Below are 26827 nucleotides of genomic sequence, written 5' to 3'. Positions count from 1 at the left end.
GGGCGCGGTTCGCGGGGACGGGAGGCGACCCTCTCTCGAAACCTCGCGACGCCACGTCGCCGGCGCTGGTCTTCCTTCGTGCGGAAGCCTTTGAAAAAAGGCGCGGACCGGGCCGAATATCCGAGGGTGGCGCGGGGACCTACGACCCGAAAGGGGGAGGCTCCCTGGCCCCGGAGGCGGCGAACAGCAGAAAAGGCGACCGTGGTCCGGAACGCTACCGGCTCCGACGCTCTATTCTTTACTCGCGGCCGAAAACGGCGCCGCGGCGTTCCGGACCTCCCATCCCCCGCGCCGGAAACGGCGGCGGCGACGATCATGCACGTCCGCGCCGCGGCGTCCTCCATCCATGCGCTCGAGGTCGCGTTGACAAGCCGTGTCGCCGGCGCCTAGATATGGTTATGTTATAACATATGTCGGTTGGGGGCACGATGACGAGACATTCCTTCCGCAGCAGGCTGCTGGGCTGCTGCGCAGCGGCGCTGCCGCTCGCGGCCGAGAGCGCGCTCGCGCAAGAGACGCTTCCCGAGATCGAGATCGCCGCGGCCAGCCCGATCGCGCGGCGCGCGCCGGCGCAGAAAAACAAGGACGCCGGGCCGGGCGTGCTGAAAATCGTCACCGATCAATTCGCGACGACGACAGTGGTCGGGATCGACGAGATCCGCCGCTCTCCGGGCGCGACGCTCGGCGACGTGCTGAACGGAAAGCCCGGAATTTCCAGCTCCAGCTTCGCGCCAGGCGCCAATCGGCCCATCCTGCGCGGTCTCGATAATTATCGCGTGCGCGTGCAGGAGAACGGGATCGGCGCCAGCGGCGTATCCGAGCTCGGCGAGGACCATGGCGTGCCGCTCGATCCGCTGGCGATCGGCCGTGTGGAAGTGGTGCGCGGCCCGGCCACTCTGCGCTGGGGCTCGCAGGCGATCGGCGGCGTCATCGACGCCAGCAACGACCGCATCCCCACGGCGCTCCCCTGCCGCGAGGGCCAGACCTCGCTGCTCGCGCCCTGCATGCGGGCGGAGACGCGCAGCGCCGTCTCGACCGTCGACGCCGGTCTCGAGCAGGCGGCGCTCGTCGATGTGGGGCAGGGCAATTTCGCCTTTCACGCCGATGCGCATGGACGGCGCACGAGCAATTACGCCATTCCCGCCTATCCCTATCTCTCGCCGCCCGAGACCGGCGCGCCCGGCGTCGGTGGGCGCCAGCCCAATTCCTGGCTGCGCTCGAGCGGCTGGTCGGCCGGCGGCTCCTATATTTTCGATCGCGGATTCTTCGGCGTCGCGGTGACGCGATTCGAGAGCGTCTATCGCATTCCCGGGGTGGAGGCCTCCGACACGCGCACGCGCATAGACATGCGCCAGACCAAGGTCACGGGCCGGGGCGAATATCGGCCGCTGTCCTCTTTCGTCGATGCGATCCGGCTCTATGCCGGCGTCACCGATTACCAGCATCACGAGCTCGGCGACGAGGGCGGCTTCGACGGCATTCAGCAGACCTTCGCCAATCAGGAGCAGGAGGGGCGGATCGAGGCGCAGCTCAAGCCCTTCGAGCTGGGCTTCGGGCGCCTCGTGAACGCCGTCGGCGTTCAAGGGTCGCATCAGCGGCTCATCGCGCCCGGCGTCGACGGCGCGCTGTTCGATCCGACCGAGTCGCGCAGCATCGCCTTTTATTCCTTCAACGAGCTCGCTCTCTCGACGGCGACGCGCCTGCAGCTCGCCGGCCGCATCGAGCAGGTGGAGACGAGCGGCAAGACGCCGAATCTCTTCGTCGACCCCTCGCTCTCCATAGGCTATCAGCGCAATTTCGCGCCCAAGAGCCTGTCGTTCGGTCTGCTGCACGACCTCCCTTTTGCGCTGACCGCGAGCCTCACCGCGAGCCATGTCGAGCGCGCGCCGCGCGGGCCGGAGCTGTTCTCGCATGGCGTGCATGACGCGACCGGCACCTTCGACATCGGCAATCCGAATCTTTCGATCGAATCGGCGCAGACGGTGGAGGCCGGGCTGCGGCGGGCCGAGGGGCCTCTGCGTTTCGAAGCGACCGTCTTCTACACGCATTTCAATGGCTTCATCTATCGGCGCCTGACCGGCGAGAGCTGCGACGGCGATATCGAGAGCTGCACGCCTTCGGGGGCGGGCGGCGACGTCCATCAGGCCGTCTATTCGCAGCGCGACGCGAATTTCGTCGGCGGCGAGTTCCAGAGTCAATGGGATGCCGCGGCGCTGATGGGGGGCGTCTTCGGCGTCGAGAATCAGCTCGACGTCGTGCGCGCGACTTTCACGGATGGAACCAATGTGCCGCGCATCCCGCCGGTGCGCGTCGGCGGCGGAATATTCTGGCGCGACTCCAGCTGGCTCGCGCGCATAAATGTGCTGCACGCCTTCGCGCAGAATCACGTCGCGCCGATCGCCGAGACGCCGACGAAGGATTATAATCGCCTGCGCGCGGAGATCAGCTATCGGGCGGAGCTGCCCGCGAGCGGCTTTCCGGCGCGCGAAATTCGCGTCGGCGTGATCGGCGACAATCTGCTGAACGCCGATATTCGCAACAGCGTGTCCTATAAGAAGGACGAGGTCCCGATGGCGGGCGCCAATGCGCGTCTGTTCGTGGATTTCGTGTTCTGAACCAAGAGCAAATCCGCTGTGGCCGAGCTCGCGCGAGGCGACGGCGGACTTGATCGACGACTGGAAATGAGGCATAGGCTTCGGCCACGAGGAGCTGGGCGTTCATCCCGGCCTTGAAACATTCTGCCGGGAACAGACCGATGAAAGTCCGTAATTCGCTCAAGTCGCTGCGCGCTCGTCACCGCGGCAATCAGATCGTGCGCCGCAAAGGCCGCGTCTATGTCATCAACAAGCAGCAGAAGCGCTACAAGGCCCGCCAGGGCTGAGGGCCTCGCCAAGGCCGAGAGGGCGAAAGGGGGCTCACGCCCCCATCAGCGCCAGCACATGGGCCGCCGCCGAGCGGCCCAGCGCTTCGAGATCATAGCCGCCTTCGAGCAGAGAGACGACACGCCCGCCGGCGCTACGGTCCGCGAGGTCCATGAGCCGCTTCGTCGCCTCGGCATAGTCCTGCTCCGTGAAGCGCAGCCCGCCCAGCGGATCGTCGCGATGCGCGTCGAAGCCCGCCGAGATCAGCAGCAGGTCGGGCGAGAAATTTTTCACGCGCGGCAGGATGCGCGTCTTCAGCGCCTCCAGGAAATCATCGCCGGTCGAGCCCGCCCATAGCGGCGCATTGACGATATTGTCATGCTCTCCCGTCTCGCTCATCGCGCCGGTCCCCGGATAATAGGGAGCCTGATGCGTCGAGCAGAACAGCACTCGCGAATCCGACCAGAAAATATCCTGCGTGCCATTGCCGTGGTGGACGTCGAAATCGACGATCGCCACCCGCTCCGCCGCATGAGCGGCCAGCGCATGGCGCGCCGCCGCCGCGACATTGTTGAAGAAGCAGAAGCCCATGGGCGTCGATGGTCCGGCGTGATGGCCGGGCGGGCGCACGCCGACGAAGGCGGTGTCGGCCGTCCCGCGCATCACCTCGTCGACCGCGGCGACGGCGCCGCCGACGGCGTGGAGCGCCGCGTCGAGCGTCTGCGGGCACATGATCGTGTCGACGTCGAGCGCGACCAGCCCCTCATGCGGCGCGGCGGCCTCGATCCTGCGGATATAGCTCTCCGGATGGACCCGTAGCAGCGCCTCGCGCGTCGCCGCAGGGGCCGTGACGCGCGCCAGCGTCTGGAAGCGCTCTTGCTCGAGGCTCCGCTCGATCGCGCGCAGCCGGTCCGGCTGTTCGGGATGGCCGGCGCCCATCTGATGCGCGAGGCCGCTCTCATGTGTGACGAATAGGGTTCTCACCACGCCGCGCCGTCGTCTCGAAATCAGGGAGTGACAGCGCCTATAGCACGATCCGGCGACACAACGGCGAAGCCTCTCGGGAAAATTTCTCGAGTGGCGTCCCCGAGTGATTCTCCCTGGTGTCTCCCGCGCGCAACACCGCCGTGGATTCTCGCAATCCGAATATTTCTGCGGAGTAAGTTTATGGTAAGCAAACTCCTAATAGGATTGCTCGGGCGTTGGAAAGAGGGCGCGTTCATGAATGCGAGGCTGGTCGTCGTAGCGGTAGGGGTTGGTTTGTCTGTCGCCGGCTGCAACGTCGCCGGCTCGCGTTTGCCGGACCCGCATCTCAGCGGGAGGGACGCGCAATATATGGCTCTGGTGCCGACGGCGGACGTCGGCGCGGCCTATGAGCGCTATCTCGTCGATTTCAAAACGAGCGAGCCGCCGGGATCGATCGTCGTCGACACCAAGAATAAGTTCCTGTATTTCGTCGAGGGCGGCGGCAAGGCGATCCGCTATGGCGTCGCCACCGGTCAGGAGGCCTATGGCTGGACCGGCCGCGCCACCATCGGCGGCATGCAGGAGTGGCCGCGCTGGATTCCGCCCAAGGACATGCTTGAGCGCTGGCCGCATCTGCAGCCGACGGCCGACGCCGGCGGCCTGCCCGGCGGCCCGGACAATCCGCTCGGCTCGCGCGCGCTCTATCTCCATGAGGGCGGCAAGGACACGCTCTATCGCATCCACGGCACCAATGAGCCGGACAAGATCGGCCAGAGCGTTTCGTCCGGCTGCATCCGCATGCGCGACATCGACGCGATCGACCTCTACAATCGGGTCAAGCTCGGCGCCAATGTGGTGGTGATCTGAGGCGGTACGGCGAAACAGCTGCTTCATTCGCCGACTCTCGACGCGCATCCCTTCTCCCACTTGTGGGAGAAGGTCGCCCTCGCTTTTGCGAGGGTCGGAAGAGGGCGCCTCCGGCTCGCCCGATTCATGCATCGCTTCGCTTTTGAATTCGAAGCAATTTATCCGGGAAGGCACTTCGCCGCGTCGGCTAAGTCCTCCGTCGCCGATCGGCGCGTCGCCAATAGATCGGCGCGTCGTCAGGGCGAGGAGCCAAACCACGAAAGCGATAAAGGGGCCGCCCCGCGGCTCTCGCTTGCTTCGTTCCGCTCGCAATGACACAGCAGGCCCGGCTCGCGTGGGCTCGCATCGAGAGCGGCTGGCCCTCTCACAGGCGTTTCAACGCGAGCGCCTTGCCCTCCTTGGCGTCGCGGCGCCAGACGCCGTCCGCCTGCTGCTCGAAATGCGCCTGATGACCCTTGCGGGCCGTCAGCGCGAGGCGGCCGCGCTCCAGCGACCAACCGACCGGATCGAAGATGACGACGCCCTGATCGCGGCAGGCCGGCGCGAGCTGAGCGCGGAACTCGCCCGCCCCGCGGGCGCGCTCATAGAGCGTCAGCATGCAGCCGGTGTCCTTGTCGTCGGCGCGCAATATCGCATAGCGGCCGGCGACCGCCCCCGAACGCCCGGCGCCGGCGGCGAAGGCGGGCGCGGAGGAAAAGCCCGCGACCGCGAGCCATAGGCCTGCGGCGAGAACGGCCGCTTCCGAAAATTTCGACATGGCTCACTCCGAGATATCGTCCGGTAGAATCATTGAGAGAGATATTGCCCTGTCGCCGTGCGTCGACCAAGCGCGCCGGTTCCCCGCGTTCAGAAATCCTGCCAGGAGTCGGCCGCCTCGGCCTCGACCTTTCGCGCCGCGGAGCGGCCGCGGCCGCCCATCGCCTTCAAGGCCGGCTGCGGCGCCCGCGGCGTCGGCGCGGAGCGGGACGGCGCCGTCGCCTCCTGTCGTCCGCTCACGCGGAACATGAGGACGGTCTCGGCCAGCCCCTCGGCCTCCTTGCGCAGGCTGTGGCTGGCGGCGGTCGTCTCCTCCACCATCGCCGCATTCTTCTGCGTATCCTGGTCCATCTGGCTCACGGCGACATTGACCTGCTGCAGGGACGAGGACTGCTCGGTCGCCGCATTGGAAATGGCGATGATGACGTCATTGATCTCATTGACCCGCGCGACGATCTGCTCGAGCGTCTCGCCCGCCCGCGTCACGAGGCCGACGCCGGCGACGACCTCCGTCGTGGATCTCGAGATCAAATGCTTGATCTCTTTCGCCGCCTCGGCGGAGCGCTGGGCCAGCGCGCGCACCTCGGAGGCGACGACCGCGAATCCGCGCCCCGCTTCGCCGGCGCGCGCCGCCTCGACGCCGGCGTTCAGCGCCAGCAGATTGGTCTGAAAGGCGATCTCGTCGATTGTTCCAGTGATCTGCTCGATATTCGAGGAGGATTTCTCGATGCGGTTCATCGCCGCGACGGCGTTGCGGACCACTTCGCCGCTGTTCTGGGCGTCGGCCTTGGCGCGAGCCGCCACATCCTGGGCCTGCCTGCTGCCGTCGGCTGTCTTCCTCACCGTGTGGGTGATCTCGGAAACGGCGGCGGAGGTCTCCTCGAGGCTCGCCGCCTGCTGCTCGCTGCGGCGGGCGAGATCGTCGGAGGCGATGGCGATCTCTTGCGCCGCGGAGCGAATGACCTCCGCGCCGGTCACGACCACGCCGATCGCCGACTCGAGGCGCTCGACCGCCGAATTGAAGTCGGTGCGCAGCTTGTCGAGCTCGGGGATGAAGGGCTGGTCCAGGCGTTGGACGAGATTGCCGGCCGCGAGCTGTCCCAGCCCGTCGCCGATTTCCTTCACCGCACGCACGCGCTGCGTGATGTCGATCGCGAATTTGACGACCTTGATGACGCGCCCGCTCGGATCGAAGATCGGATTATAGGAGGCCTGGAGCCAGATCTCCTTGTCGCCCTTGCCGACGCGCCGAAATTCGCGCGCCAGGCATTCGCCGCGATTGAGCGCATTCCAGAACTCGCGGTAATCGGCGGACTCGGCATAGGACGGATCGACGAACATGCGGTGGCGTCGGCCGACGACCTCGTCGAGGCGATAGCCGACCACCTGCAGGAAATTCTCATTGGCGGTGAGAATCACGCCATCGGTGGTGAATTCGATGACGCCTTGGACGCGCGAGATGGCGTCGAGCTTGCCGCTGTTCTCGGCGGATCGCAGCTTGTCCGCCGTCACATCGCTCGCGACCTTGACGACCTTGATCACCTTGCCGCGGCTGTTGGTGACGGGATTGTAGGAGGCCTGAAGCCAGACCTCCTTCCCACCCTTGCCGATCCGCTTGTATTCGCGCGCGTCGAATTCGCCGCGGCCGAGCTTGGTCCAGAACGTCTCATATTCGGCGCTGCGCGCGTGATCGGGCTCGATGAACATGCGATGGTGGCGACCGACGATCTCCGCCGGCTCATAGCCGAGAAGCTCGCAGAAGTTCCGGTTCGCCGAGAGCACATTGCCGAGCGGATCGAACTCGATGATGGCGAGCGAGCGATCGAGAGCCGCGAGGATCGCATCGCCGTTCGAGCCGCTGGTCAGCTTGTCGAGGAGTCCCATCTCGGCGCTTCCTTGTACCATGGATTTTCTACTAGCCTAATCATGGGCTTGACAGGTTAATGAAATGCTGTGGCCGCAAGCCTGCGCGCGGCTCTGCGACATGAAGGGGCGGAGAGGCGCCGCGATTGGTCGCGCTGAAGGCGGGTTTTGCGCCGCGGCGCGCGACAGTCTAAATAGACGGATACGATCGACCGCGTCCCCAGGAGCCGGCGGAATGTCCAGCGCCTCTCTCGCCCTCGCCGAACGTTCGGCGCCGCGTTACACGAGCTATCCGACCGCGCCGCATTTCTCGGGCGAGGTCGGGCCGGAGACGGCCGCGCGCTGGCTCGCCGAGCTCTCGCCGCAGGCCAATCTCTCGCTCTATCTGCACGTTCCCTTCTGCCCCGCGATCTGCACTTATTGCGGCTGCCACACCAAGGCGTTGCGGCAGGACGCGCCGCTCACCTCCTACAAGGAGACGCTGCTGCGCGAGATCGAGCTTCTCGCCGCCACGACGCCCGCGCGCCGCGTGCGCTCGATCCATTGGGGCGGCGGCACGCCGAGCATGTTGGGGCCGTCGCGCTTGCGCGAGGTGGCGCGCGTCCTCGGCGAGCATTTCCGAATGGACGACGCGCTCGAGCATGCGATCGAGCTCGACCCGCGGCTCGTCGATCCCGCTCTCGCGGAAGCTCTGGCCGAAGCGGGGGTGAACCGTGTCTCGCTCGGCGTGCAGGATTTCAATCCGCATGTGCAGAAGGCGGCTGGTCGCGAGCAGCCCTATGAGGTCGTCGAGCGCTGCGTCGCCATTCTGCGCGCCGCCGGGCTCACGGCGATCAATTTCGATCTGATGTACGGCCTGCCGGAGCAGAGCGTCGAGGATGTGATCCGCACGGCGAAGCTCGCCGTCGCGCTCGCGCCGAGCCGTTTCGCCGTGTTCGGCTACGCCCATGTGCCCTGGTTCGCCGTGCATCAGCGTCTCATCGACGAGGCCGCGCTCGCCGGCGCCAATGAGCGTCTCGCCCAGGCCGAGGCGGTGCGCGAGACGCTGGAGGCGGCCGGCTATGAGGCGATCGGCCTCGACCATTTCGCGCGGCCCGACGACGCCATGGCCGTCGCGGCGCGGAGCGGGACGCTCCACCGCAACTTCCAGGGCTACACCACCGACGCCGCCGACGCGCTGCTCGGTCTCGGCGTCTCGTCCATCGCCAAGCTGCCGCAGGGCTATCTCGGCAATATCGGCGACACCGGCAATTGGCGCCGCGCGGTCGAGGCGGAGCGACTGCCGGTCTCGCGCGGCCTCGCCTTCTCGGGAGAGGATCGCGCGCGCGGCGCCGTCATCGAGCGGCTGATGTGCGACTTCTCGGTCGATTTCGGCCGCGTCGCCGCCGCGCATGGATTTGCCGAGGACGCTTTCGACGACGCCGTTCCGCGTCTCGAAACGCTGCTCGATGAAGGGCTGGCGGAACTCTCCGGCCGCCGTCTTGCGGTCACGCGGCGCGGTCGGCCTTTCGCGCGGCTCGCGGCTTCGGCCTTCGACTCCTATCTCGAGGCGCGCGCGGCGCGCCACTCGGTGGCGGTCTAGCAATCTTTCATTTGAGCGACTTCCGATCGATCGACCGTTTCCGTTCCATCGGAAATCGCTCTAATCGAATATTGCCGGGTCGCGCGCGGCGGAGCGATACGGGGACGCGTGGCGCGACTGTTTCTGAATCATTGCCCCTGGAAGTTGTCCCCTTCTTACTGGGCCGTTCCGATGAATCCGCGTTGACAAGCGGGCGTCGGATTCCAATTGTCTCATTATGAGCTACGTAATAACGCGTAGTCGATTCGAGCCGGCAAACATTGCGCGCCGCGAACCAAATGTTGGCGCTTATCAGAACCATGCGCGCAAATAATTAGAGGACAAAAGCAAATGCTCGCATCGCCGCTTGTTCTCGTCGGAGCCGACAAGGGGGGAGTCGGCAAAACGACGGTGACGAGGCTTCTCGTCGATTTTCTCGAGATGTCGGGCCTCGATGTGCGTCCCTTCGACACGCAGGCGCCGACGGGGACTTTGCTCCGCTTCTATCCCGATATCACGAAGGTCATGGACATTCGCGACATTCGCGATCAGGCGCGGCTCATCGAAAGTCTCGCCTCTCACCAAGCGGTCACGATCGTCGACCTCAAGGCGGGCCAACTCGTCCACACCTTGCGCTTCATGGAAGATGTGGGCCTGCTCGACGCCGCGGCCCGCGGCGAGGCGCGCATTCTCGTCCTGCATCTCATCGGCGCCTCGCTCGCCTCGCTCGCCGAGCTCGAGGCGGTCGCGCCCTTCAAGGACAAATGCGAATATCGAATCGTCAAGAACCTCGTCAACGGATCGAGCTTCTTCGACGATAACGCCGACGTCTCCGAACATTATCTGCGCCGCGGCGACGCGGGATCGGAAATCGTCGTGCCGCGGCTCGATCCGCTCGCCTATGAGGCGGTGGAACTGACCGGTCTTCCCTTCTCGTCCTTCGTGTTCGACGAGCCGGCCCGCGTCGCGGAGGCGCGTCCGCGCTCCTTCGTGCTGCGCGGCTATGTGCGCACCTGGCTCGAGCGGTCCTGGGCCGGTTTCGAGACGGCCGGCCTGCGCGGCTTTCTGGCCCCGCAAGGCGATAAGCACGAACTCGACAAACAAGAACTCGATAAAAAAGAACTCTTGGCCGCCGGCTGACGGCTCTGAAAAGAGGAGGGCGTTGCAATGAAAGATTTTCGTCCGGAAGAAAAGAACGTCGTCTACATCGGCGAGGGTGTGTCGGTCACTGGCTCGGTCAAGGCGCAGGACACGGTGGTCGTCGACGGAATGGTCGACGGAGAGATCACCTGCAGCCAGCTGATCGTCGGCGCGTCGGGCGTCGTCACCGGGGTCATCTCGGTCTCGGACGCCGACATCTATGGCCGGATCGGCACCGATATCTCGATCAAGCAGCTGCTGGTCGTCCGCTCGACCGGACGGGTCGAGGGCAAATGGATTTACGGCGAGATCGAGGTCGAGAAGGGCGGCGTGCTGTTCGGCACAGCCGAATCCACCGAGATCCGCTCCGAGCGCAAGCTGCCCAAGGACGAGAAGCCGTCGTCCTCGTTCAAGACCTTCGACAAGCCCGCTCTCGTCGCCTCGAACGACGAGGAGGCCGCGAGCGCCGCTCCTGGGGCGCCCGCTCGGTCGCTGCGCGACCGTCGCAAGCTCTAGCGCGCTTTCCGATCGAACGGAATCGTTCGATCGATCGACGAGACCGTCATTGCAAGCGGAGCGAAGCAATCCAGAGCGGCGAGGCGGTCCCTTTGTGGCTTCGTCGCTTCGCGCCCCGCAATGACGCTGCTCCGATCATGACGCAGAAGAGGCGTCAGGGCAGCGCCGCGCGCAACAGCTTGCCATTGCGGTTGCGCGGCAGCGCCTCGAGAAAGACGACGACGCGCGGGCGCTTATAGGCCGCGAGATGCTGCGCGCAATGAGCGAGGATCGCCTCCTCGCTCAGCGTTTCACCGTCGCGCGCGACCACATAGGCCTTGATGATCGTCTGATCGTCGCGGCCCGGCCGTTCGGCGACGGCGGCCTCGGCGACGAGCGGATGCGCTGCGAGGCATTTCTCCACCTCGGCCGGCGAGACGCGATAGCCCAGCGCGTTCATCACCTCGTCGGCGCGGCCGTGGTGCCAGACATAGCTTTCGGCGTCGATCTCGACGAGATCGCCGGAGACGAACCAATCGCCGCGGAAGGACAGGCGCTCCTCGTCGGGCCGGTTCCAATAGCGCAGCATCAGCCCCGGCTCGCCGCGCCGCACGGCGAGCACGCCGGTCTCGCCGACGCCGAGCGGCTCGGTTCCTCCGTCGCGCGGCAGCACGGCGACGCGGCGCCCCGGCTGCGGCCGCCCCGGCGAGCCCGGACGCACGGGCGTCGTCGGGCCGCTGGAGACGAAGGTCGAGATCTCGCTCATGCCGAAGGCTTCGTAGAGCTCGGTTCCGACGCGGGCGCGCCACTCCTCGAGCAGGCTCGGCGACAGCGCGGCGCCAGCGGTGAGCCCGTGCCGCAGGCTGCGGAGATCATGCGAGGCGAGCGCCGCATATTTGAGGATCTGCCGATAGACGCCGGGCACGGCGGCGAAGATCGTCGCGCGATGGCGCTCGATGAGGCGCGGCCAGGCGGAAGGGTCGGGGCGGCCGTTGTAGAGCAAAGCGGTCGCGCCATTGGCCAGCGGATCGACGACGCCGACGCCGAGCGTGTAGGTCCAGTTCATCGCGCCGGCGTGCAGCACGACGTCGGACGGGCCGAGGCCCTGCCAATGGGCGTACATGGGGCGTCGACCCCAGGCGGCGCGATGGGCGTGCAGCACGCCCTTGGGCCGGCTGGTCGTGCCGGAGGTGTAGACGAGATAGGCCGGATCGTCCGCGCCCGTGTCGGCATAGTCGATCGGGTCGTGGGCCAATAGGCGCGTGAGATCGTCGCCGCGCAGCACCGCGAAAGCGCCGACATGGGCCTCGCCTTCGAACTCGCGGCCGAGGACGAGCGCGCCGGCGCCGCAATCGGCGAGCAGAAAGCCGGCTTCCTCCTCGGTCAGCTGCGCCGAGGCGAGCAGCGCGACATAGCCGGCGGCGATCGCCGCAAAATAGGAGAGGACGGCGCCTGCCTCATTGCCCATGCGGATCATCACGCGCGCGCCGGGCGGAAGGCCGAGCCCGCGCAGGCCGGCGGCGAGCGCGCGCACGTCGCGGTCGAGCGCGCCATAGGTCCAGCTCGTCTCGCCGGCGTCGCCGACGATGGTGACGGCGATGCGGTCCGGATGGGCGCGCGCCTGCTCGGCGAGGCAATAGCGGGCGAGGTTGAAGCGGGCGGGAGCGGGCTCGGTCATGCGTCGGCGCGATAGCACGAATTCGCGCGCGCGTCGCTGCGCCGCGACGCGGCGAGCGAGCGGTCAGGCCGAAGTGGCGACGGAGCGCGCGCCGGCGGGCGGCCCGCGATCCTCGCGAGCGTCCGGCTCGGGGAAGGCGATCCGGAAGGTCGCGCCGCCGCCCGGCGTGTCCTCGATGGAGATGCGCCCGCCATGGCGGGACACGAGGTCCCTGGTGATGGACAGGCCGAGGCCCGCGCCCGGAGTGCTCTCATCCTTGCGCCAGAACGGCTCGAAAATATTGGTCCGATCCTCCTCGCTCACCCCGGCTCCGTGGTCGATGACGGCCATCGTGGCGTTCGGTCCGACCTGCACGATCACCACGCCGCCTTCAGGCTCGGCGCGCAGCGCATTGTCGACGAGATTGGCGATGATGCATTCGATCGCCTGCCGATTGCCGCGCAGCGCGACGCTCGTCACAGCCGCGTCGAGCTCGATGCGCCGTCCGGCCTTGTGCGCGAGCGGCGCGCAATCGCCGACGATCGCCCGGGCCGTCTTGACGAGATCGACCGTCTGATCCCCCGGCGCCTGGCCCTCGGTCAGCCGCGCCGAGGCGAGGATCTGATCGACGATGATGCGCATGCGCGCGACATCGCGTTTGAGCTGCGTCTTATAGCCGGGGCCCGCAGGATCTTCGATATGCGCATCCAGCACGGCGAGCGGCGTCCGCAGCTCATGCGCGGCGCTCGCCGTGTAGCGGCGCATGCGCGCGGCGCTGGCGTCGAGCCGTGCGAGCGCGGCGTTGATCGAACCTATCAAGGGCTTGATCTCGCTCGGAGCGCCTTCCGAAGGAAGGTCCTGTCCGAGCGTGTCGAGGTCGATCTTCTCGGCCGCCGCCACCGCCGCGCGCACCGGCGCGAAAGCGCGATGCACGACGAGCCATGCGACCAGCCCCGAGACGACGAGGAGAGGCACGAGCCTGACGCCCAGCGATTCGACATCATTGACGAGTCGATAGATCGGGTCGGTCCACGCGAAAGAATAGCCGCTGAGCGCGATGAACAAAGGACCGTGAGGCGTCCGCCATCGCCATAGGCTTCCTCGAGTGCCGGGCGGATCCTCGGGCAGCTTGAACTCCATTCCCCAAGCTTCCACGCTGGAGATGGCCTGGAGACCGGCGGTCAACTCTGCGGAGGAGCCGGGGAGGGGCGCCTGGTTCAGCGATTGGAACACGGCGAAACGCAGCCCGGGCGTGCGCAGCTGCTCTGCGCGCAGACGCTCGGTCGGCTCGATGAAGAGAGAATTGTCGGGCGCGCGCGCGATCGATTGAATGACATCGTCGCGAGCGCGTTGGGACGCGAAAAGATCGTCCATGTTGTAGCCGAACGCGCCCTGGCCCAGACTCGGGCCGAACACGATCATGATAGCCCATTCGAAGAGGATGACGAGGAGCTGCACGAGCATCAGATGAACGAGCAGACGCGCTGTCATCGCTCGGCCGCGCTCGTCTCGGATGCGAAATATCCGACGCCGCGAACCATCACTATGTCCACGCCGGCGTCATATTCCGTGAGCCGTGCGCGCAGGCGCGAGACGAGATTGGTGAGGGCGTTGGGCTGAACCTCGTCGTCGAAGCCCCAGATTTCCGAGAGGAGCGCGTCGCGCTCCACGACGCGGCCGCCTCGGCGCACCAGCGCCTCGAGAAGCGCCAGCTCGCGCCGATGAAAGGTCGCCGCCCGGCCGTGGATCGAGACCGACCGCGTCGCCGGGTCGAACGCCAGCGCGCCGATCGCGACCGGCGGCGTCGCGCTCACGCCGCCGCGGCGCAAGGTCGCGCGCACCCGCGCCATCAGCTCGTCGAGGTCGAAAGGCTTCACCAGATAGTCGTCGCCGCCCGCGTCGAGACCGCCGATTCTCTGGTCGATATCGTCGAGCGCGCTCAGGATCAGCACGCGGCTCTCCGGCTGCGCCTGACGCAGCTTCGGGATGACCTGCAGGCCGTCGCCGTCCGGCAGCCTGCGATCCAGAACGGCGAGGTCATATCGGGCGGAGCTGACGGCGAACAGTGCGTCGCGAACGGTCCCCACGCGGTCGACCACGAAGCCGGACCACGTCAATCGTCTCTTGACGTTGCGCGCTTGGTCGTCCTGATCTCGACGAGAAGTATTCTCATGGGCGCCGCTTCCCTGTTGTTTGGACGATCCTAGCGCAATTTCCGATCGGGTTGGATCGGAAACTGCGCTAGGCTTTTTAGTTTGAAGCGAACTCTGATCGATCGAACGATTCCGTTCGATCGGAAAGCGCTCCGGCGCCTTCGGGGACTATCGGCGAGCGACCGTCTCCTGTTGTATTTCAGCCACAGCGGCGGCGAATTTTCGGCTGCGCCCGCCATGATGCACTCATGAGAGTTTCGTCTGCATATTAGGACGGGGGACGAGGGGAATTCGCTCGATCGTTCGATAGACGCGGCACTGCTATTCATGCGCTCCACACGAAGCATCTGGACGAGACCATCGCGGGCGGCGGGTTCGCGCATCGTCGCCGTTCTGCTGGCGCTGCAAGTCTCGCTCTTCGCGGGCTTGCAGTTTTGGCGTGCGCCGGACGCCCTCGGCCGGGGAAGCGCATCCTATTTTTCTTCATTGACGTCATGCGGCGATGAAGTCGCCGACGATAGCAGCGTCGATGGTCGCGTAGACCAGGCTCCGGACAAGAAATCGAGCTGCTGTGATTTCGGCGCGTTATGCGCAATGGGGCGCGTCTCGCTCGCTTTATTATCGCTCGGCGACGCTATCATCGGTTTTCAAAACTACTATTATTTCGTATATGACGAAAAGCATATTTTCGATCAGGCATTCCCGATCTGGATCGGCTCGAGCTCTCCGCGCGGACCGCCTGCCTACTCCTGACGACGTCTTGGCCGAACGGCCACAATTCGATCCCGTCGGGTCGGCCCCAGGGGCCGCATCAGGAGATAGACATGACCAGTGACGCTTTTTTGCGCGGCGTTTCCGCCTGCGCTGTGACATTCGCTCTGATCTGGCCCGCGCGCGGCCAGGAGGCGCTCCCCACCATCGATGTCGCCGGGCAGGCGTCCCAGGGCGGTGCGTCCAATGGCGACGCCAAGGGCGGCAAGTCCGAGAAATCGGGCGGACGCGAGACGGGCTATAGTCAGACCGGCCCGGTCTCCTCCTCCAAGACCAATATTCCGATCCTGCAGCTTCCCTATGCCGTGCAGGTCGTGCCGCGCCAGACGATGGACGACCGCCAGGCCGTGAGCCTCCGCGACGCGCTCGCGGCCAATGTCAGCAGCGTTTCCGGAGCGGCGGGCTATTATGACACGCTCATCGTGCGAGGGTTCAACGTCGGCGACGCTGTGTATCGCAACGGCTTGCGACAGCAGGAAACGTCGGGCATCGAGACGACGAATCTCCAATCGATCGAGGTGCTGAAAGGCCCGGCCGCGATGCTGTTCGGACGCGTGCAGCCGGGCGGAATGATCAATTTCGTGCCCAAGCGCCCGCAGGCGACGCCCTATGTCTCGGTGCAGGAGCAGGCGGGGCTCTTCGGCCAGACCCGCACCTCGATCGACCTCACCGGGCCGCTCAGCGAGGACAAGGCGCTGCTCTATCGGTTGAATGTGTCCTATCTCGACAAGCGCTCGTTCCAACCTTACGTCGGGCAGAGCAATCTGCTGATCGCTCCGACGATCAGCTGGCGGCCGACCGAGCAGTTCACCCTGAACCTCGACGGGGAATATCATCGGCTCTACTTCACCGATGCGTCACCCATTCCCGCCGTCGGCTTCGGGCCGGCGAAGATTCCGATCAGCTCCTATCTGCTCGCTCCGGCTTTTGCACAGAAGTATCCCAGCTTCCAGGAGCGTGAGCTGTTCGCCTATGACTGGACCTATGAATTCATGAAGGATTGGAGCGTGACCAATCGCTTCAGCTACACGAATGTCGATTACAAGCAGCGCGGGCCGGGGCTCGGATTCCTGGACGAGGCCACGGGCATGCTACACCGTTACATGTGGGACGTGCCGGCGTCCGGGTCGGAGCCCGTTTTCTACCGGCGATCGATCTCGACCAATGTCGATCTGAAGGGCAAGGCCCAGACCGGGCCGCTGACCCATGATCTGCTCGCTGGTTTCGACTATTACAACTCTGATCTACAGGCGGATGGACATTGCTGCAAACCTCTTACAGTATTGGTAAATATCTATAAACCCGTCTACGAATATTTCGACCCGGACGGCTTTCCTGACAACTATCGTTTGCGCAGGAAGAGCAAATGGACAGGTCTATATCTGCAGGATCAGCTCTCCTTCTTCGATGATCGCGTTCATTTGTTGATCGGAGGCCGGCACGATTGGGCGGAGTATAGTCAGGGCGCGAGCTTCACCGGTGAGTCCGACTTCATCACCGACAAGAAGCGCGTCGTCAGCTACACCAGCGCGAACAGCCCCCGCCTCGGGCTGTCGCTTCAGCCTTTTCCATGGATGTCGGTCTATGGGAACTACACGCGCTCCTATGGCGAGAGCAATGGCGTCAGCGCGCAGAGCACGCCGCTGCCGTCGCAGGTCGGCGTGCAGTTCGAAGGCGGCGTCAAGACGGAGTTGCTCGACGGTCAGCTGACGGCGACCTTCGCCTATTACGACATCGAGAAGAAGAATATGACGCGCCCCATTCCGGGGACGCAATTCGTGCGGCCGATCGGCGCCGCGCGCAGCAATGGCGTCGAATTCGATCTGAAAGGCCGCATCGACGAGAATTGGAGCGTGATCGCCAATTTCAGCCATCTCGATGCGCGCATCACCAAGGATGAGGACGCCGCTGGAACCGGCGGCAACACCGGGCGGCGCCTCGCCAGCGTTCCGCATAATATGGCCAATCTCTGGATGAAATACGAAGCCTCGGACGAGTGGAAGGGCCTCGCGCTCGGCAGCGGCGTCTCCTACAATGATAAGCAGTTCGGCGACGACGCCAACACTTTCGAGCTGCCGGCCTATGCGAAAGTCGATCTGATGGCGTCGTACAAGTTCGCGGCCGCCGCGCTTCCCTTCGCGCCGGATCTCACCTTCCAGATCAATGTCACCAATCTGCTCGGCACGACCTTCTACGAAGGCGCGGCCGATCGCGTCTCCATCACTCCCGGCGCGCCGCGCGCCTTCCTCGCGTCGCTCAGAGCGGAGTTCTGAGCATGAACGAAGACGGCGTCACACGGCAGGCCTCGATCGCCGCCCCTCGCATCGCTTCGATGCGAGACGGCGGCGCATGGAGGGTGGAGATCGGCCGCAAGCTCTGGCTCTCTCTCCATCGCTATGTGGGGCTGGTCGCGGGCGCCGTCTTCGTCATCATCGGGCTATCCGGGAGCATTCTCGCATTCCGCGCCGAGATCGACGAATGGCTGAACCAAGAATTGAAAACCGTGTCCCTCCCGGCGGAGGGACGCGGCTCCTACAGACCGCTCGACGAGATCATCGCGCGCAGCAAGGCCGCGGCGCCGGAGAACGGAACCGCGGTGTTCATGCATTTCCCCAAGAGCGCAACCGGCTATTTCGACGTCATCTATTCCGCGACAGCAGCGCCGGGCGAAAGCGGCGAGCGCCACGCCGACAGGATTTATCAAGTGTTCGTCAATCCCTATGACGCCGCGGTCATCGGACAGAGGCTGATCGTCGATCCGGAGAATCGCTTTTCGGAGCCGTTCACCAATATCATCACGCATCTTCATTACACCTTGCTGCAAGGCGAGATCGGCGAGACGGTGGTCGGCTTCGTCGGATTGTTCCTGTTCGTCTCGGTCGCGAGCGGCGTCTATCTCTGGTGGCCGCGCAATGGGAAATGGCGTCAGGCCTTCACCATCAAGCGCGGCGCCAGCGGGGAGCGCCTCGTCCTCGATCTCCACAAGGCGACCGGCGTCTATGTCGCCGTCGTCGTGCTGGTGATGGCGTTTTCAGGCGTCTACATTATCTTCATGCCGCAGGTGAGCGCGCTGGTCGGCCTGTTCTCATCGGTGTCCGCGCATAGGATCCCGGATGATATGAGGTCAGAGCCGGCGGCAGGTCGCGCGCCCATCGGCGCCGAGGCGGCGGTCGCGATCGTCGACCGCCTGTTTCCGACCGGTCAGCTGATGAGCCTCGGTCTTCCGCATGACCCCACCGGCGTCTATGTCGTCGGCAAGCGCGCCGACGACGAGGTCGGCCGCAGCGAGCCCGCCCGGCGCGTCGCCGTGGATCAATTCAGCGGGCGCATTTTGAAGATCCAGGATCCGCACGACTACACGGCCGGCGAGCGCTTCCTCGAATGGCAATATCCCTTGCATACGGGAGAAGCCTTCGGCGACCTCGGCCGCGCCTTCATCTGCGTCTTCGGTCTCGTTCCGGCGCTTCTCTATACGACCGGCGTCGCCCGCTGGCTGCAGAAGCGGCGCATGAGACGCGCGAATCGGATCGGCGCGACGGCCGCCGGTCCTTGATTACGTGGTCGTGGCCGTTGACAGTGCTGGAGAACTCGCCTAGCTTCATCTGAGCGAAGCGAGGAGTGAAAGCCTGCGTTCTCATAGTCGAGGCCTCATCTTTAAATTTCCTCCCTCGTTTTCGAACGGTTCTAGACCGTTTTAAACTGCGTGCGACGCAGGATTCCGAATTCGAGGCCTTGGATGTGGAAGGATTGAGATGCGAGTGCTCGTCACCGGCGGCGCAGGGTTCATTGGATCGGCCGTTTGCCGGCGCATCATCGAGGCGACGCCTCATCATCTCCTCGTGTTCGACAAGCTCACTTATGCGGGCAATCTCGATTCGCTCGCGCCTGTCGCCAATGACCCGCGCTATTCCTTCCGCAGGGCCGACATCTGTGATCGCGGGGCGGTCGCTGCGGCGATGCAGGAGTTTCAGCCCGACATTGTGATGCATCTCGCCGCCGAGAGCCATGTCGATCGCTCGATCGACGGTCCCGCGGCCTTCATCCACACCAATGTCGTCGGCACTTTCACAATGCTCGACGCGGCGCTCGAATATTGGCGCGGGCTCGATTCCGAGCGCGCCGCCGCCTTCCGCTTCCTGCATATCTCGACCGACGAAGTGTTCGGCGCGCTCGGCGCCACCGGGCTGTTCCGCGAGGACACGCCCTATTCGCCGAACTCGCCCTATTCGGCGTCCAAGGCCGGCTCCGACCATCTGGCGCGCGCATGGCGCGAGACCTATGGCCTGCCGACCATCGTCACCAATTGCTCGAACAATTACGGACCCTATCACTTCCCCGAGAAGCTGATCCCCTTGATGATCCTCAATGCGCTCGACGGCCGGCCGCTGCCGGTCTACGGCCGCGGCGAGAATGTGCGCGATTGGCTCTACGTCGACGATCACGCCGCAGCGCTGCTGCTCGTCGCGACGCGCGGCGCCGTCGGCGAGACCTACAACATCGGCGGCCGCTCGGAGATGCGCAACATCGACGTCGTCACGACGATCTGCGATATTCTCGATGAAATCCACCCGCGCGCCGCCGGGCCTTATCGGCAGCTCATCAGCTATGTGACCGATCGCCCGGGCCATGATCTGCGTTATGCGATCGACTGCTCGAAGATCGAGCGCGAGCTCGGCTGGCGGGCCTCGGAGACTTTCGAGACCGGCATTCGCAAGACCGTCCGCTGGTATCTCGACAATGAGGACTGGTGGCAGGCGATCCGCTCCGGCAAATATCGCGGCGAGCGGCTCGGCCAGTTCACGGCGCCGAGCGAACGGCCGTCGACCATGGCCGTCGCGGCCGGAGAGTGAAGGAATGATCGTCGAAGACACGGCGCTGGCGGGCGTCAAGATCGTCACGCCCAAGAAATTCGGGGATGAGCGCGGCTTCTTCTCCGAGACGCATAATCAGAACAAATGGGACGCGCACGGTCTGCATTATCGCTTCGTGCAGGACAATCATTCGCTCTCGCGCGAGGTCGGCGTGATCCGCGGCCTGCATTTCCAGACCGCGCCTTTCGCGCAGGACAAGCTGGTGCGCGTGGTGCGCGGACGCATTCTCGATGTCGCCGTCGACATTCGCCGCTCCTCGCCGACCTTCGGGCGCCATGTCGCCGTGGAGCTCTCCGCCGAGAATTGGCGACAGCTGCTGGTGCCGATCGGCTTCGCGCACGCCTTCTGCACCTTGGAGCCGGATACGGAAGTCTTCTACAAGGTGACGAATTTCTATTCCGGCGCCAATGATCGCGGGCTCGCCTTCGACGATCCCGATCTCGGCATAGACTGGCCGGTCGCGCTGGAGCGCGCCGTGCTGTCGGACAAGGACCGCCGCTGGCCGCGCCTGCGCGATCTCGCGGATGCGTTCGACTGATGGCCATTCGCATCGCCGTCACCGGAGCGCAGGGCCAGGTCGTCACCTCTCTGCTGGAGCGCGCCTCCAGCACGGCGGAGATCGTGGCGCTCGGCCGTCCCAAGCTCGATCTCATGGACCGCGACAGCGTGCTCTCCGCGCTGCGCGACTCGCGCTGCGACGCCATCGTCGGCGCCGCGGCCTATACGGCGGTCGACAAATCCGAGCAGGAGCCGGAGATCGCCATGCGCGTCAATGGCGCGGGGGCGGGCTTCGTCGCCGAGGCGGCGGCCGAGCTCGGCGTGCCGCTCGTTCATATTTCCACCGATTATGTGTTCGACGGAACGGCGGCGCGTCCCTATCGCGAGGATGATCCGACCGCTCCGCTCGGCGTCTATGGCGCGTCGAAGCTAGAAGGCGAGACGCGCGTCCTCGCCGCCTGTCCGGGCGCGACGATCCTGCGCACCGCCTGGGTCTACAGCCCCTTCGGCGCCAATTTCGTGCGCACCATGCTGCGGCTCGGCGAGACGCGCGAGGAGGTCGGCGTCGTCGCCGATCAGCTCGGCAATCCGACCAGCGCGCTCGACATCGCCGACGCGACGCTCGCCGTCGTGACGCGGCTCGCGCAGGACGCCGATCCGGCGCTGCGCGGCGTGTTCCATATGACCGGCTCCGGCGAAGCGAGCTGGGCGGATGTCGCCGAGGCGATCTTCGCGCGCGCCGCCGAGCATGGCCGCGCGCCGGTGCGCGTGCGCCGCATCACCACGGCCGATTATCCGACGCCGGCGAAGCGTCCGGCGAATTCCCGTCTCGACAATAGCAAGCTGGCGCGGCTCCATGGCGTCGCGCTTCCCGATTGGCGCGCCTCGCTCGCCGCCTGCGTCGACCGTCTGCTGGCGGCGGCGCCTCCCCGAGGAGCCTGACATGCGCGGAATCATTCTCGCCGGCGGAAGCGGCACGCGTCTCCATCCGGTGACGCTCGCCACCTCCAAGCAATTGCTGCCGGTCTATGACAAGCCGATGATCTATTATCCGCTGAGCACATTGATGCTCGCGGGCGTGCGCGAGATCATGCTGATCACCACGCCGGACGACATGCCGGCGTTCCAGCGTCTGCTCGGCACGGGCGAGCAATGGGGCGTCTCGCTGACCTATGCCGTGCAGCCGAGCCCGGACGGGCTGGCGCAGGCCTATATCATCGGCGCGAGCTTCGTCGAGGGTCAGCCGTCGGTGCTCGTGCTCGGCGACAATATCTTCTACGGCCATGGCCTCATCCATTCGCTGACGGAGGCGAAGGGCGACGGCAAGGGCGCGACGGTGTTCGCTTATCATGTGAGCGATCCCGAGCGTTACGGCGTCGTCGATTTCGACGCGCAGGGCCGCGCCTTGTCGCTCGAGGAGAAGCCGAAGGCGCCCAAGTCCAATTGGGCGGTGACGGGCCTTTATTTCTACGACGAGCGCGCGCCGCGCTTTGCGGCGGAGCTGAAGCCCTCGCCGCGCGGCGAGCTGGAGATCACCGATCTCAACAATGTCTATCTCTCGCTCGGCGATCTGAATGTGCAGCGTCTCGGCCGCGGCTTCGCCTGGCTCGACACGGGCACGCCGGCCTCGTTGCTGGAGGCGGCCGAATATGTGCGCGCCATCGAGCTGCGCCAGGGCCAGCGCGTCGCCTGCCTCGAAGAGATCGCCTTCCATCAGGGCTGGATCGACGCGGAGGAGCTTCGCGCCGCGGCGCAGAGGCTCGCCAAGAGCCTCTATGGCGCCTATCTGCTGCAGGTGTTGAACGAGCATCGACAATCGGCAGGCTGAAAGCGGCATGGACAGGTTTCGAGATCGGCTGCGCCGCCTCGCGCTCGCCGTCGCGACGTTCTCGCTTATCGGCGCCGGCGCGAGCGCGCAGACGCCCGACCTGCCGCAGCGCCGGCCGGGCCTCTGGCGCATTTCCACTGTATCGCCCGAGGTCGGCCTCGCGACTCATGACGTCTGCATCGAGGCCGGCGACAGCCTCATCGGCGCGACCGACGCGACATGCGAGCCGCCGACCATCGAGCCGGCGCAGGATCAATGGATCGTCACTCTGTCGTGCCCTCGTGCGGGCGGGCGCGATGTGACGAGCCTGTTGTTCACCGGCGATTTCTCGAGCTGGTATCGGGCCCAGGCCAAGACGACCTTCACCCGCGCCGATGGAACCGCGGCGCCAGGCTCGGGCTTCACCATCGACGCCAAATACCTCGGCCCCGATTGCCCGAAAGACGCGTCGCCACAGGACTCGCGATAAGCGAGCGCGTCCCCTGGACCGCGCGCCTTCAGGCTCGCATCTGCGGCCATGATCCGCGCTCTCGCTCAGCTCGAAATCCCGCAACGCGCCGATTGCGGACCTTCCCGCAAAATCAACTCGTCCGCGGCGGCGCGGCGGGGCTCGTCGAGAAGAACCGCAGCATTTCGCGTGAGGCGTCGGGCCCCTGCCGATCCGTGTATGAACCTTCGGGGTCGCCTCCGGACCAGGCGTGTCCCAAGCCGTCGATGGACCAGCATTCGATGTGGGGAACGCCGCTCGCGTCCGCGATCACGGGTGCGCGTGTAGGCGCGGCCTCCCGCAGAGCCGTCATGCTGCGTCTCCTGCGGGTCGCGGAGACCGACGCGAGCTTCCGCAAGGATCATCTCGGCGTTGGAACAATGCACCTTCTGGTCGGCGGCGCCGTGAAAGACGATGGTGCGAACGCCGCCAGTCGCCGTTTTGCGATGACCGTTCCTTCGCGCCGGCGTTGCTCGACCCGCGTCGCCGCGCATGGCGGCATATGCGGAAATCAAGTCGGTGGCGACCCCATAGGCGAGACCGGAATGAATGCCCGTTGCGGCGTAGAGATCGGGATAGGTGGCGCCCATGACCGCGGCCATCGCGCCGCCTGCCGAAAGGCCCGCCACATAGACCCGCTCGGCGTCGATATCGAACTGCGCGATCACGGCGCGGGTGATGCCGGCGATGATGCTCGGCTCCCCCGCATCGCGCATCTGATCCGCGAGATTGAACCAGTTCCAGCATGCCGATTGATTGGCCTTCATCGTTTGTCTCGGATAGACGACGATGAAGCCATGTTCTTCCGCGAGGCGGTTCATGCCTGTTCCCACCGCGAAGTCGTCGGGGTCTTGAGCGCAGCCGTGGAGCATGACGATCAAGGGACGCTTCCGGCCATCGGCGCGGCTCGGGACATAGACCTTATAGTCCCGCGAGCCGGCCGCGCAGGCGAAGCTTCGCGTGAGATAGGCCGCCCCATCCGGCACAGGCGCCGTCGGCGATCTACGCGCTTTCACGAACGGCGCCGAGTCGAGGCCGAAGCGCGGAAGATCGGCCTGACGCAACAGTTTCAGGACCTCTCCCAGCGGCCTTCTCACGCGGGGGGTGGGACGTCGTTCCGCTGCGGCGTCGCTCGAGCGAGGGCCGGCGATTCTGGCGTCTTGCCGGGGCGTTTCGAACGCTCTCGAAAGCTCGCCGGTTCGCAGCACCGACGCTCGACCCGTTTCGGGCGATTGTCCGCCCGGTGAAACCGCCTGATCTCGTCCCGATAGAGCGCGCTGGATCACCCGCGTCGCCTCGACGACATTTTGCTCACGCGTGAGCTGCATGGCTCGACGGATGGCGGCGCGAAAGACCGTTTTCATGTTTGCATCCTCCTGGAAAAGCAGCGCCCGGTCGATCACGCGATGCGATCTGAGAGCGCCGCCTTGACGGCTTTGCTGGCCTGAAGAGCGCCGAGGACAGTGATCGACTCGATGGTCGCGAGCGCGAGCTCAGGCGTGACGTCTTCCGCGATTGTCGCGAGCCCGATGACCTGGATGCGCAGCCTGCCGCCCGCAGCCTTCACGGCTTCGAGATCTTCGCGGCTGTAGCGCCGCAAGCCGAGCTCGAGCGTGTGCCGCACGATGGATTGCTTGACGGCGTCCGCGTGCGTGGCGATCTGGTTTCGGATCGCCGTCCGGATAAAATCGGAGCGGTTGGAGTAGAAGCCCTCTTGCACCAGCAAATCGATATGGCCGAGGTCGACGAATCCGACGTTGATCGTGATTTTCTCGGTTTCGCCCGCCTTGTCGCGCAGTCGGTGTATCTCTCCCGCCATAGCCGCCCTCGTATCATCCAGATGGATGGTATGTGGATGGAGATGGCTCGATTGCAAGAGGCGCGAATCGCCCTCGAGCGTGTTCTCGACAGCAGCTTGCGGCTCAGCCGAAAGTCGAACGGACCCACTGCGCTCTCGCAGGGCAATCGGGCGAAGGATAAGATCCCCAACCCTCGTCCTGAGGAGCCGCCGCACGCGGCGTCTCGAAGGGCAGTCGTGGGGCGAAATCTTAAGGTTTCTCCCCGTTGCCGTCCTTCGAGACGCCCGCTTCGCGGGCTCCTCAGGACGAGGGTCAGGGATATAGTCGTTCACCCGATTGCCCTGTACCTTCTCGCCCTCGAAGGTGCTTTCTGCGCGCGTGTCTGCTAAACCGCGCGGCTCGAAGCCCTTCGGCCGGGACCCGAAATGAACATTTTCTCCGACTTCCACGCGATCATCGCCGCCATTCTCGAACGCATCAAAGCTTCCGGCCGTCTGCCGGAGACGCTCGACGCCTCGCGCTTCGTCGTGGAGCCGCCCAAGGACGCCGCTCACGGCGATCTCGCGACCAATGTCGCCATGGTCTTCGCCAAGGAGGCCAAGCCGCACTTCCCCAATCCGCGCCAGCTCGCGGTCGAGATCGCCGCCGCGCTCGTGAACGAGCCGAATGTCGCGGAGGCCGAGGTCGCCGGACCGGGCTTCATCAATATCCGCCTGAAGCCCTCGGTCTATGCCGATGTGCTGCGCTCCGTGCTCGCCGAGGGCGACGCCTACGGCCGCCCGCACGGACGCGGCGCGCTCGCAGGTCGCATCAATGTCGAATATGTCTCGGCCAATCCGACCGGGCCGATGCATGTCGGCCACGGCCGCGGCGCCGTCTTCGGCGACGCGCTCGCCAATCTGCTGGCCTTCGCCGGCGCCGATGTGACGCGCGAATATTACATCAATGACGCCGGCGCGCAGGTCGACGTGCTCGCGCGCTCGGCTTTTCTGCGCTATCGCGAAGCGCTCGGCGAGACGATCGAGATACCCGAGGGTCTCTATCCCGGCGACTATCTGAAGGTCGCAGGCGAAGCCATCGCGAAAGCGCATGGCCGCGCTCTTCTCGACAAGCCCGAAGCCGAATGGCTGGAGCCGGTCAAGCGCGCCGCCATCGACGCGATGATGGAGATGATCCGCGACGATCTCGCCGCGCTCGACATTCGCCACGAGGTCTTCTTCTCCGAGCGCACGCTGCATGCGAAAGTCAACGGCGTCTCGCAGATCGACAAGGAGATCGACGAGCTGCGCGCGCGCGGCCTCGTCTATGACGGACGTTTGCCGCCGCCCAAGGGGCAATTGCCCGATGATTGGGAGGACCGCGAGCAGACCTTGTTCCGCTCCACCGATTTCGGCGACGACATCGACCGGCCGCTGAAGAAATCGGATGGCGCGAACACTTATTTCGCCGCCGATATCGCCTATCACAAATCCAAGATCGACCGCGGTTTCACGACGCTGGTCGACGTCTGGGGCGCCGATCACGGCGGCTATGTGAAGCGCATGGCCGCCGCCGTCGCCGCGCTCTCGGCCGGCAAGGTCGAGCTCGATGTGAAGCTGTGCCAGCTCGTCAAGCTGATGCGCAATGGCGAGCCGGTGAAAATGTCGAAGCGCTCCGGCGATTTCGTCACGCTGCGCGAGGTGGTCGACGAAGTGGGCGTCGACGCCGTGCGCTTCATGATGCTCTATCGCAAGAATGACGCGCCGCTGGAGTTCGATCTCGCCAAGGTGATCGAGCAGTCGAAGGACAATCCGGTCTTCTATGTCCAATACGCTCATGCGCGCGCTAAATCGGCCGTGCGTCAGGCGCTCGCCGCTTTCCCCGATCTCGACGTCTCCCCGGCGGCGCTGGCCAGCGTGCCGCTCGAGCTCTTGACCGACGAGGGCGAGATCGCTCTCGCCAAGGCGATCGCGCATTTTCCCCGCCTCGTCGAGCAGGCGGCGGCGGCGCATGAGCCGCATCGCGTCGCCTTTTATCTCCACGACCTCGCGAGCGTCTTCCACGCCCATTGGAACAAAGGCAAAGATCGGCCACAATTACGCTTTGTTAATGCAGATGATAGAAATTCGACCTGCGCGCGGATCGCATTGGTCGCTTCACTGACTTGCGTCCTGGCGTCGGGTTCGCGACTGCTCGGCGTGAGCGCTCCCGACGAGATGCGGTAGTCCGCGCGGTCTGGCCGCGGCGACCTCTGCGGCCGGCGCGTCGGCGCGCG

Annotated in this window: 23 protein-coding genes; 15 read left to right on the top strand and 8 right to left on the bottom strand. The window is 65.5% G+C overall.

All coding sequences use genetic code 11. The features are described from left to right. Positions 1–428: 428 nt before the first annotated feature. Both CQW49_RS06330 and ykgO read left to right on the top strand, forming a co-directional pair. Positions 429–2615, top strand: coding sequence for a TonB-dependent receptor (locus CQW49_RS06330; RefSeq protein WP_003614128.1), 2187 nt, complete (start codon positions 429–431; stop codon positions 2613–2615). Between the two features lie 140 nt (positions 2616–2755). Next, complete coding sequence (gene ykgO / locus CQW49_RS06325) at positions 2756–2881, top strand: type B 50S ribosomal protein L36 (RefSeq protein WP_003614129.1); 126 nt, start codon at positions 2756–2758, stop codon at positions 2879–2881. Positions 2882–2915: 34 nt separating this feature from the next. On the opposite strand, the gene CQW49_RS06320 is transcribed toward ykgO, so the two are convergent. Then, complete coding sequence (locus CQW49_RS06320; RefSeq protein WP_003614130.1) at positions 2916–3848, bottom strand: histone deacetylase family protein; 933 nt, start codon at positions 3846–3848, stop codon at positions 2916–2918. Positions 3849–4082: 234 nt separating this feature from the next. On the opposite strand from CQW49_RS06320, the gene CQW49_RS06315 reads away from it, so the two are divergent. After that, positions 4083–4694, top strand: coding sequence for a L,D-transpeptidase (locus tag CQW49_RS06315; protein WP_024749940.1), 612 nt, complete (start codon positions 4083–4085; stop codon positions 4692–4694). A gap of 364 nt (positions 4695–5058) precedes the next feature. Here the strand turns inward: CQW49_RS06315 and CQW49_RS06310 are convergent, their stop codons facing one another. Further along, positions 5059–5451 (bottom strand): AprI/Inh family metalloprotease inhibitor, encoded by a 393-nt coding sequence (locus CQW49_RS06310; RefSeq protein WP_003614133.1) that lies wholly within the window; start codon positions 5449–5451, stop codon positions 5059–5061. 89 nt (positions 5452–5540) lie between these two features. Then, positions 5541–7334, bottom strand: coding sequence for a methyl-accepting chemotaxis protein (locus CQW49_RS06305; RefSeq protein ID WP_003614134.1), 1794 nt, complete (start codon positions 7332–7334; stop codon positions 5541–5543). Between the two features lie 214 nt (positions 7335–7548). Here CQW49_RS06305 and hemN point away from each other — a divergent pair, with 214 nt between their 5' ends. From hemN to CQW49_RS06290, 3 genes are all read left to right on the top strand, one after another. Beyond that, positions 7549–8895, top strand: a complete 1347-nt coding sequence (gene hemN / locus CQW49_RS06300; RefSeq protein WP_003614135.1) for an oxygen-independent coproporphyrinogen III oxidase — start codon at positions 7549–7551, stop codon at positions 8893–8895. Positions 8896–9225: 330 nt separating this feature from the next. After that, the gene (locus CQW49_RS06295) at positions 9226–10014 is read left to right on the top strand and encodes a nucleotide-binding protein (protein ID WP_003614136.1); all 789 of its coding nucleotides are present in this window, start codon (positions 9226–9228) and stop codon (positions 10012–10014) included. A 27-nt stretch (positions 10015–10041) separates the two neighbouring features. Beyond that, on the top strand, positions 10042–10530 hold the full coding sequence (locus tag CQW49_RS06290) for a bactofilin family protein (protein WP_003614137.1): 489 nt from the start codon (positions 10042–10044) through the stop codon (positions 10528–10530). A gap of 154 nt (positions 10531–10684) precedes the next feature. Here the strand turns inward: CQW49_RS06290 and CQW49_RS06285 are convergent, their stop codons facing one another. The 3 genes from CQW49_RS06285 to CQW49_RS06275 all read right to left on the bottom strand — a co-directional run bounded on the left by CQW49_RS06285 (position 10685) and on the right by CQW49_RS06275 (position 14283). Beyond that, the gene (locus CQW49_RS06285) at positions 10685–12187 is read right to left on the bottom strand and encodes an acetate--CoA ligase (protein ID WP_003614138.1); all 1503 of its coding nucleotides are present in this window, start codon (positions 12185–12187) and stop codon (positions 10685–10687) included. Positions 12188–12250: 63 nt separating this feature from the next. Next, positions 12251–13657, bottom strand: a complete 1407-nt coding sequence (locus CQW49_RS06280; RefSeq protein WP_003614139.1) for a sensor histidine kinase — start codon at positions 13655–13657, stop codon at positions 12251–12253. Next, the gene (locus tag CQW49_RS06275; RefSeq protein ID WP_003614141.1) at positions 13654–14283 is read right to left on the bottom strand and encodes a response regulator transcription factor; all 630 of its coding nucleotides are present in this window, start codon (positions 14281–14283) and stop codon (positions 13654–13656) included. Before CQW49_RS06275 ends, CQW49_RS06280 begins: the two co-directional genes overlap by 4 nt. A 363-nt stretch (positions 14284–14646) precedes the next feature. On the opposite strand from CQW49_RS06275, the gene CQW49_RS06270 reads away from it, so the two are divergent. The 8 genes from CQW49_RS06270 (at position 14647) to CQW49_RS06235 (ending at position 22756) form a co-directional block, all read left to right on the top strand. Continuing rightward, positions 14647–15072, top strand: a complete 426-nt coding sequence (locus CQW49_RS06270; RefSeq protein ID WP_024749941.1) for a hypothetical protein — start codon at positions 14647–14649, stop codon at positions 15070–15072. A 71-nt stretch (positions 15073–15143) separates the two neighbouring features. Next, positions 15144–17363: a TonB-dependent siderophore receptor gene (locus tag CQW49_RS06265; RefSeq protein WP_003614142.1), complete on the top strand. Its 2220-nt coding sequence runs from the start codon at positions 15144–15146 to the stop codon at positions 17361–17363. 2 nt (positions 17364–17365) lie between these two features. Beyond that, positions 17366–18643: a PepSY-associated TM helix domain-containing protein gene (locus tag CQW49_RS06260; RefSeq protein ID WP_003614143.1), complete on the top strand. Its 1278-nt coding sequence runs from the start codon at positions 17366–17368 to the stop codon at positions 18641–18643. Between the two features lie 199 nt (positions 18644–18842). Next, positions 18843–19940 (top strand): dTDP-glucose 4,6-dehydratase, encoded by a 1098-nt coding sequence (gene rfbB / locus CQW49_RS06255; protein WP_003614144.1) that lies wholly within the window; start codon positions 18843–18845, stop codon positions 19938–19940. 4 nt (positions 19941–19944) lie between these two features. Next, positions 19945–20499 carry a dTDP-4-dehydrorhamnose 3,5-epimerase gene (gene rfbC / locus CQW49_RS06250; protein ID WP_003614145.1) on the top strand — a complete coding sequence of 185 codons (555 nt, stop codon included), beginning with the start codon at positions 19945–19947 and terminating at the stop codon, positions 20497–20499. Continuing rightward, a complete protein-coding gene (rfbD, locus tag CQW49_RS06245; RefSeq protein WP_003614146.1) occupies positions 20499–21401 on the top strand; it encodes a dTDP-4-dehydrorhamnose reductase in 903 nt (300 codons plus the stop codon). The genes rfbC and rfbD overlap by 1 nt, the downstream gene beginning before the upstream one ends. 1 nt (position 21402) lies before the next feature. Further along, positions 21403–22287: a glucose-1-phosphate thymidylyltransferase RfbA gene (gene rfbA, locus CQW49_RS06240; protein WP_003614147.1), complete on the top strand. Its 885-nt coding sequence runs from the start codon at positions 21403–21405 to the stop codon at positions 22285–22287. Positions 22288–22294: 7 nt separating this feature from the next. After that, positions 22295–22756: a DUF3617 domain-containing protein gene (locus CQW49_RS06235; protein ID WP_003614148.1), complete on the top strand. Its 462-nt coding sequence runs from the start codon at positions 22295–22297 to the stop codon at positions 22754–22756. 65 nt (positions 22757–22821) lie between these two features. Here the strand turns inward: CQW49_RS06235 and CQW49_RS06230 are convergent, their stop codons facing one another. Both CQW49_RS06230 and CQW49_RS06225 read right to left on the bottom strand, forming a co-directional pair. After that, on the bottom strand, positions 22822–23790 hold the full coding sequence (locus CQW49_RS06230; RefSeq protein ID WP_338065211.1) for an extracellular catalytic domain type 1 short-chain-length polyhydroxyalkanoate depolymerase: 969 nt from the start codon (positions 23788–23790) through the stop codon (positions 22822–22824). Positions 23791–24173: 383 nt separating this feature from the next. Continuing rightward, positions 24174–24593, bottom strand: coding sequence for a hypothetical protein (locus CQW49_RS06225; RefSeq protein WP_003614151.1), 420 nt, complete (start codon positions 24591–24593; stop codon positions 24174–24176). A gap of 405 nt (positions 24594–24998) precedes the next feature. Between CQW49_RS06225 and argS the strand changes: the two genes are divergently transcribed. Continuing rightward, the gene (argS, locus tag CQW49_RS06220; protein ID WP_003614152.1) at positions 24999–26777 is read left to right on the top strand and encodes an arginine--tRNA ligase; all 1779 of its coding nucleotides are present in this window, start codon (positions 24999–25001) and stop codon (positions 26775–26777) included. Positions 26778–26827 lie beyond the last annotated feature (50 nt).

Source organism: Methylosinus trichosporium OB3b (assembly GCF_002752655.1).
Taxonomy (GTDB): Bacteria; Pseudomonadota; Alphaproteobacteria; order Rhizobiales; family Beijerinckiaceae; genus Methylosinus; species Methylosinus trichosporium.
This window is presented reverse-complemented; position numbering and strand designations above follow the sequence as displayed.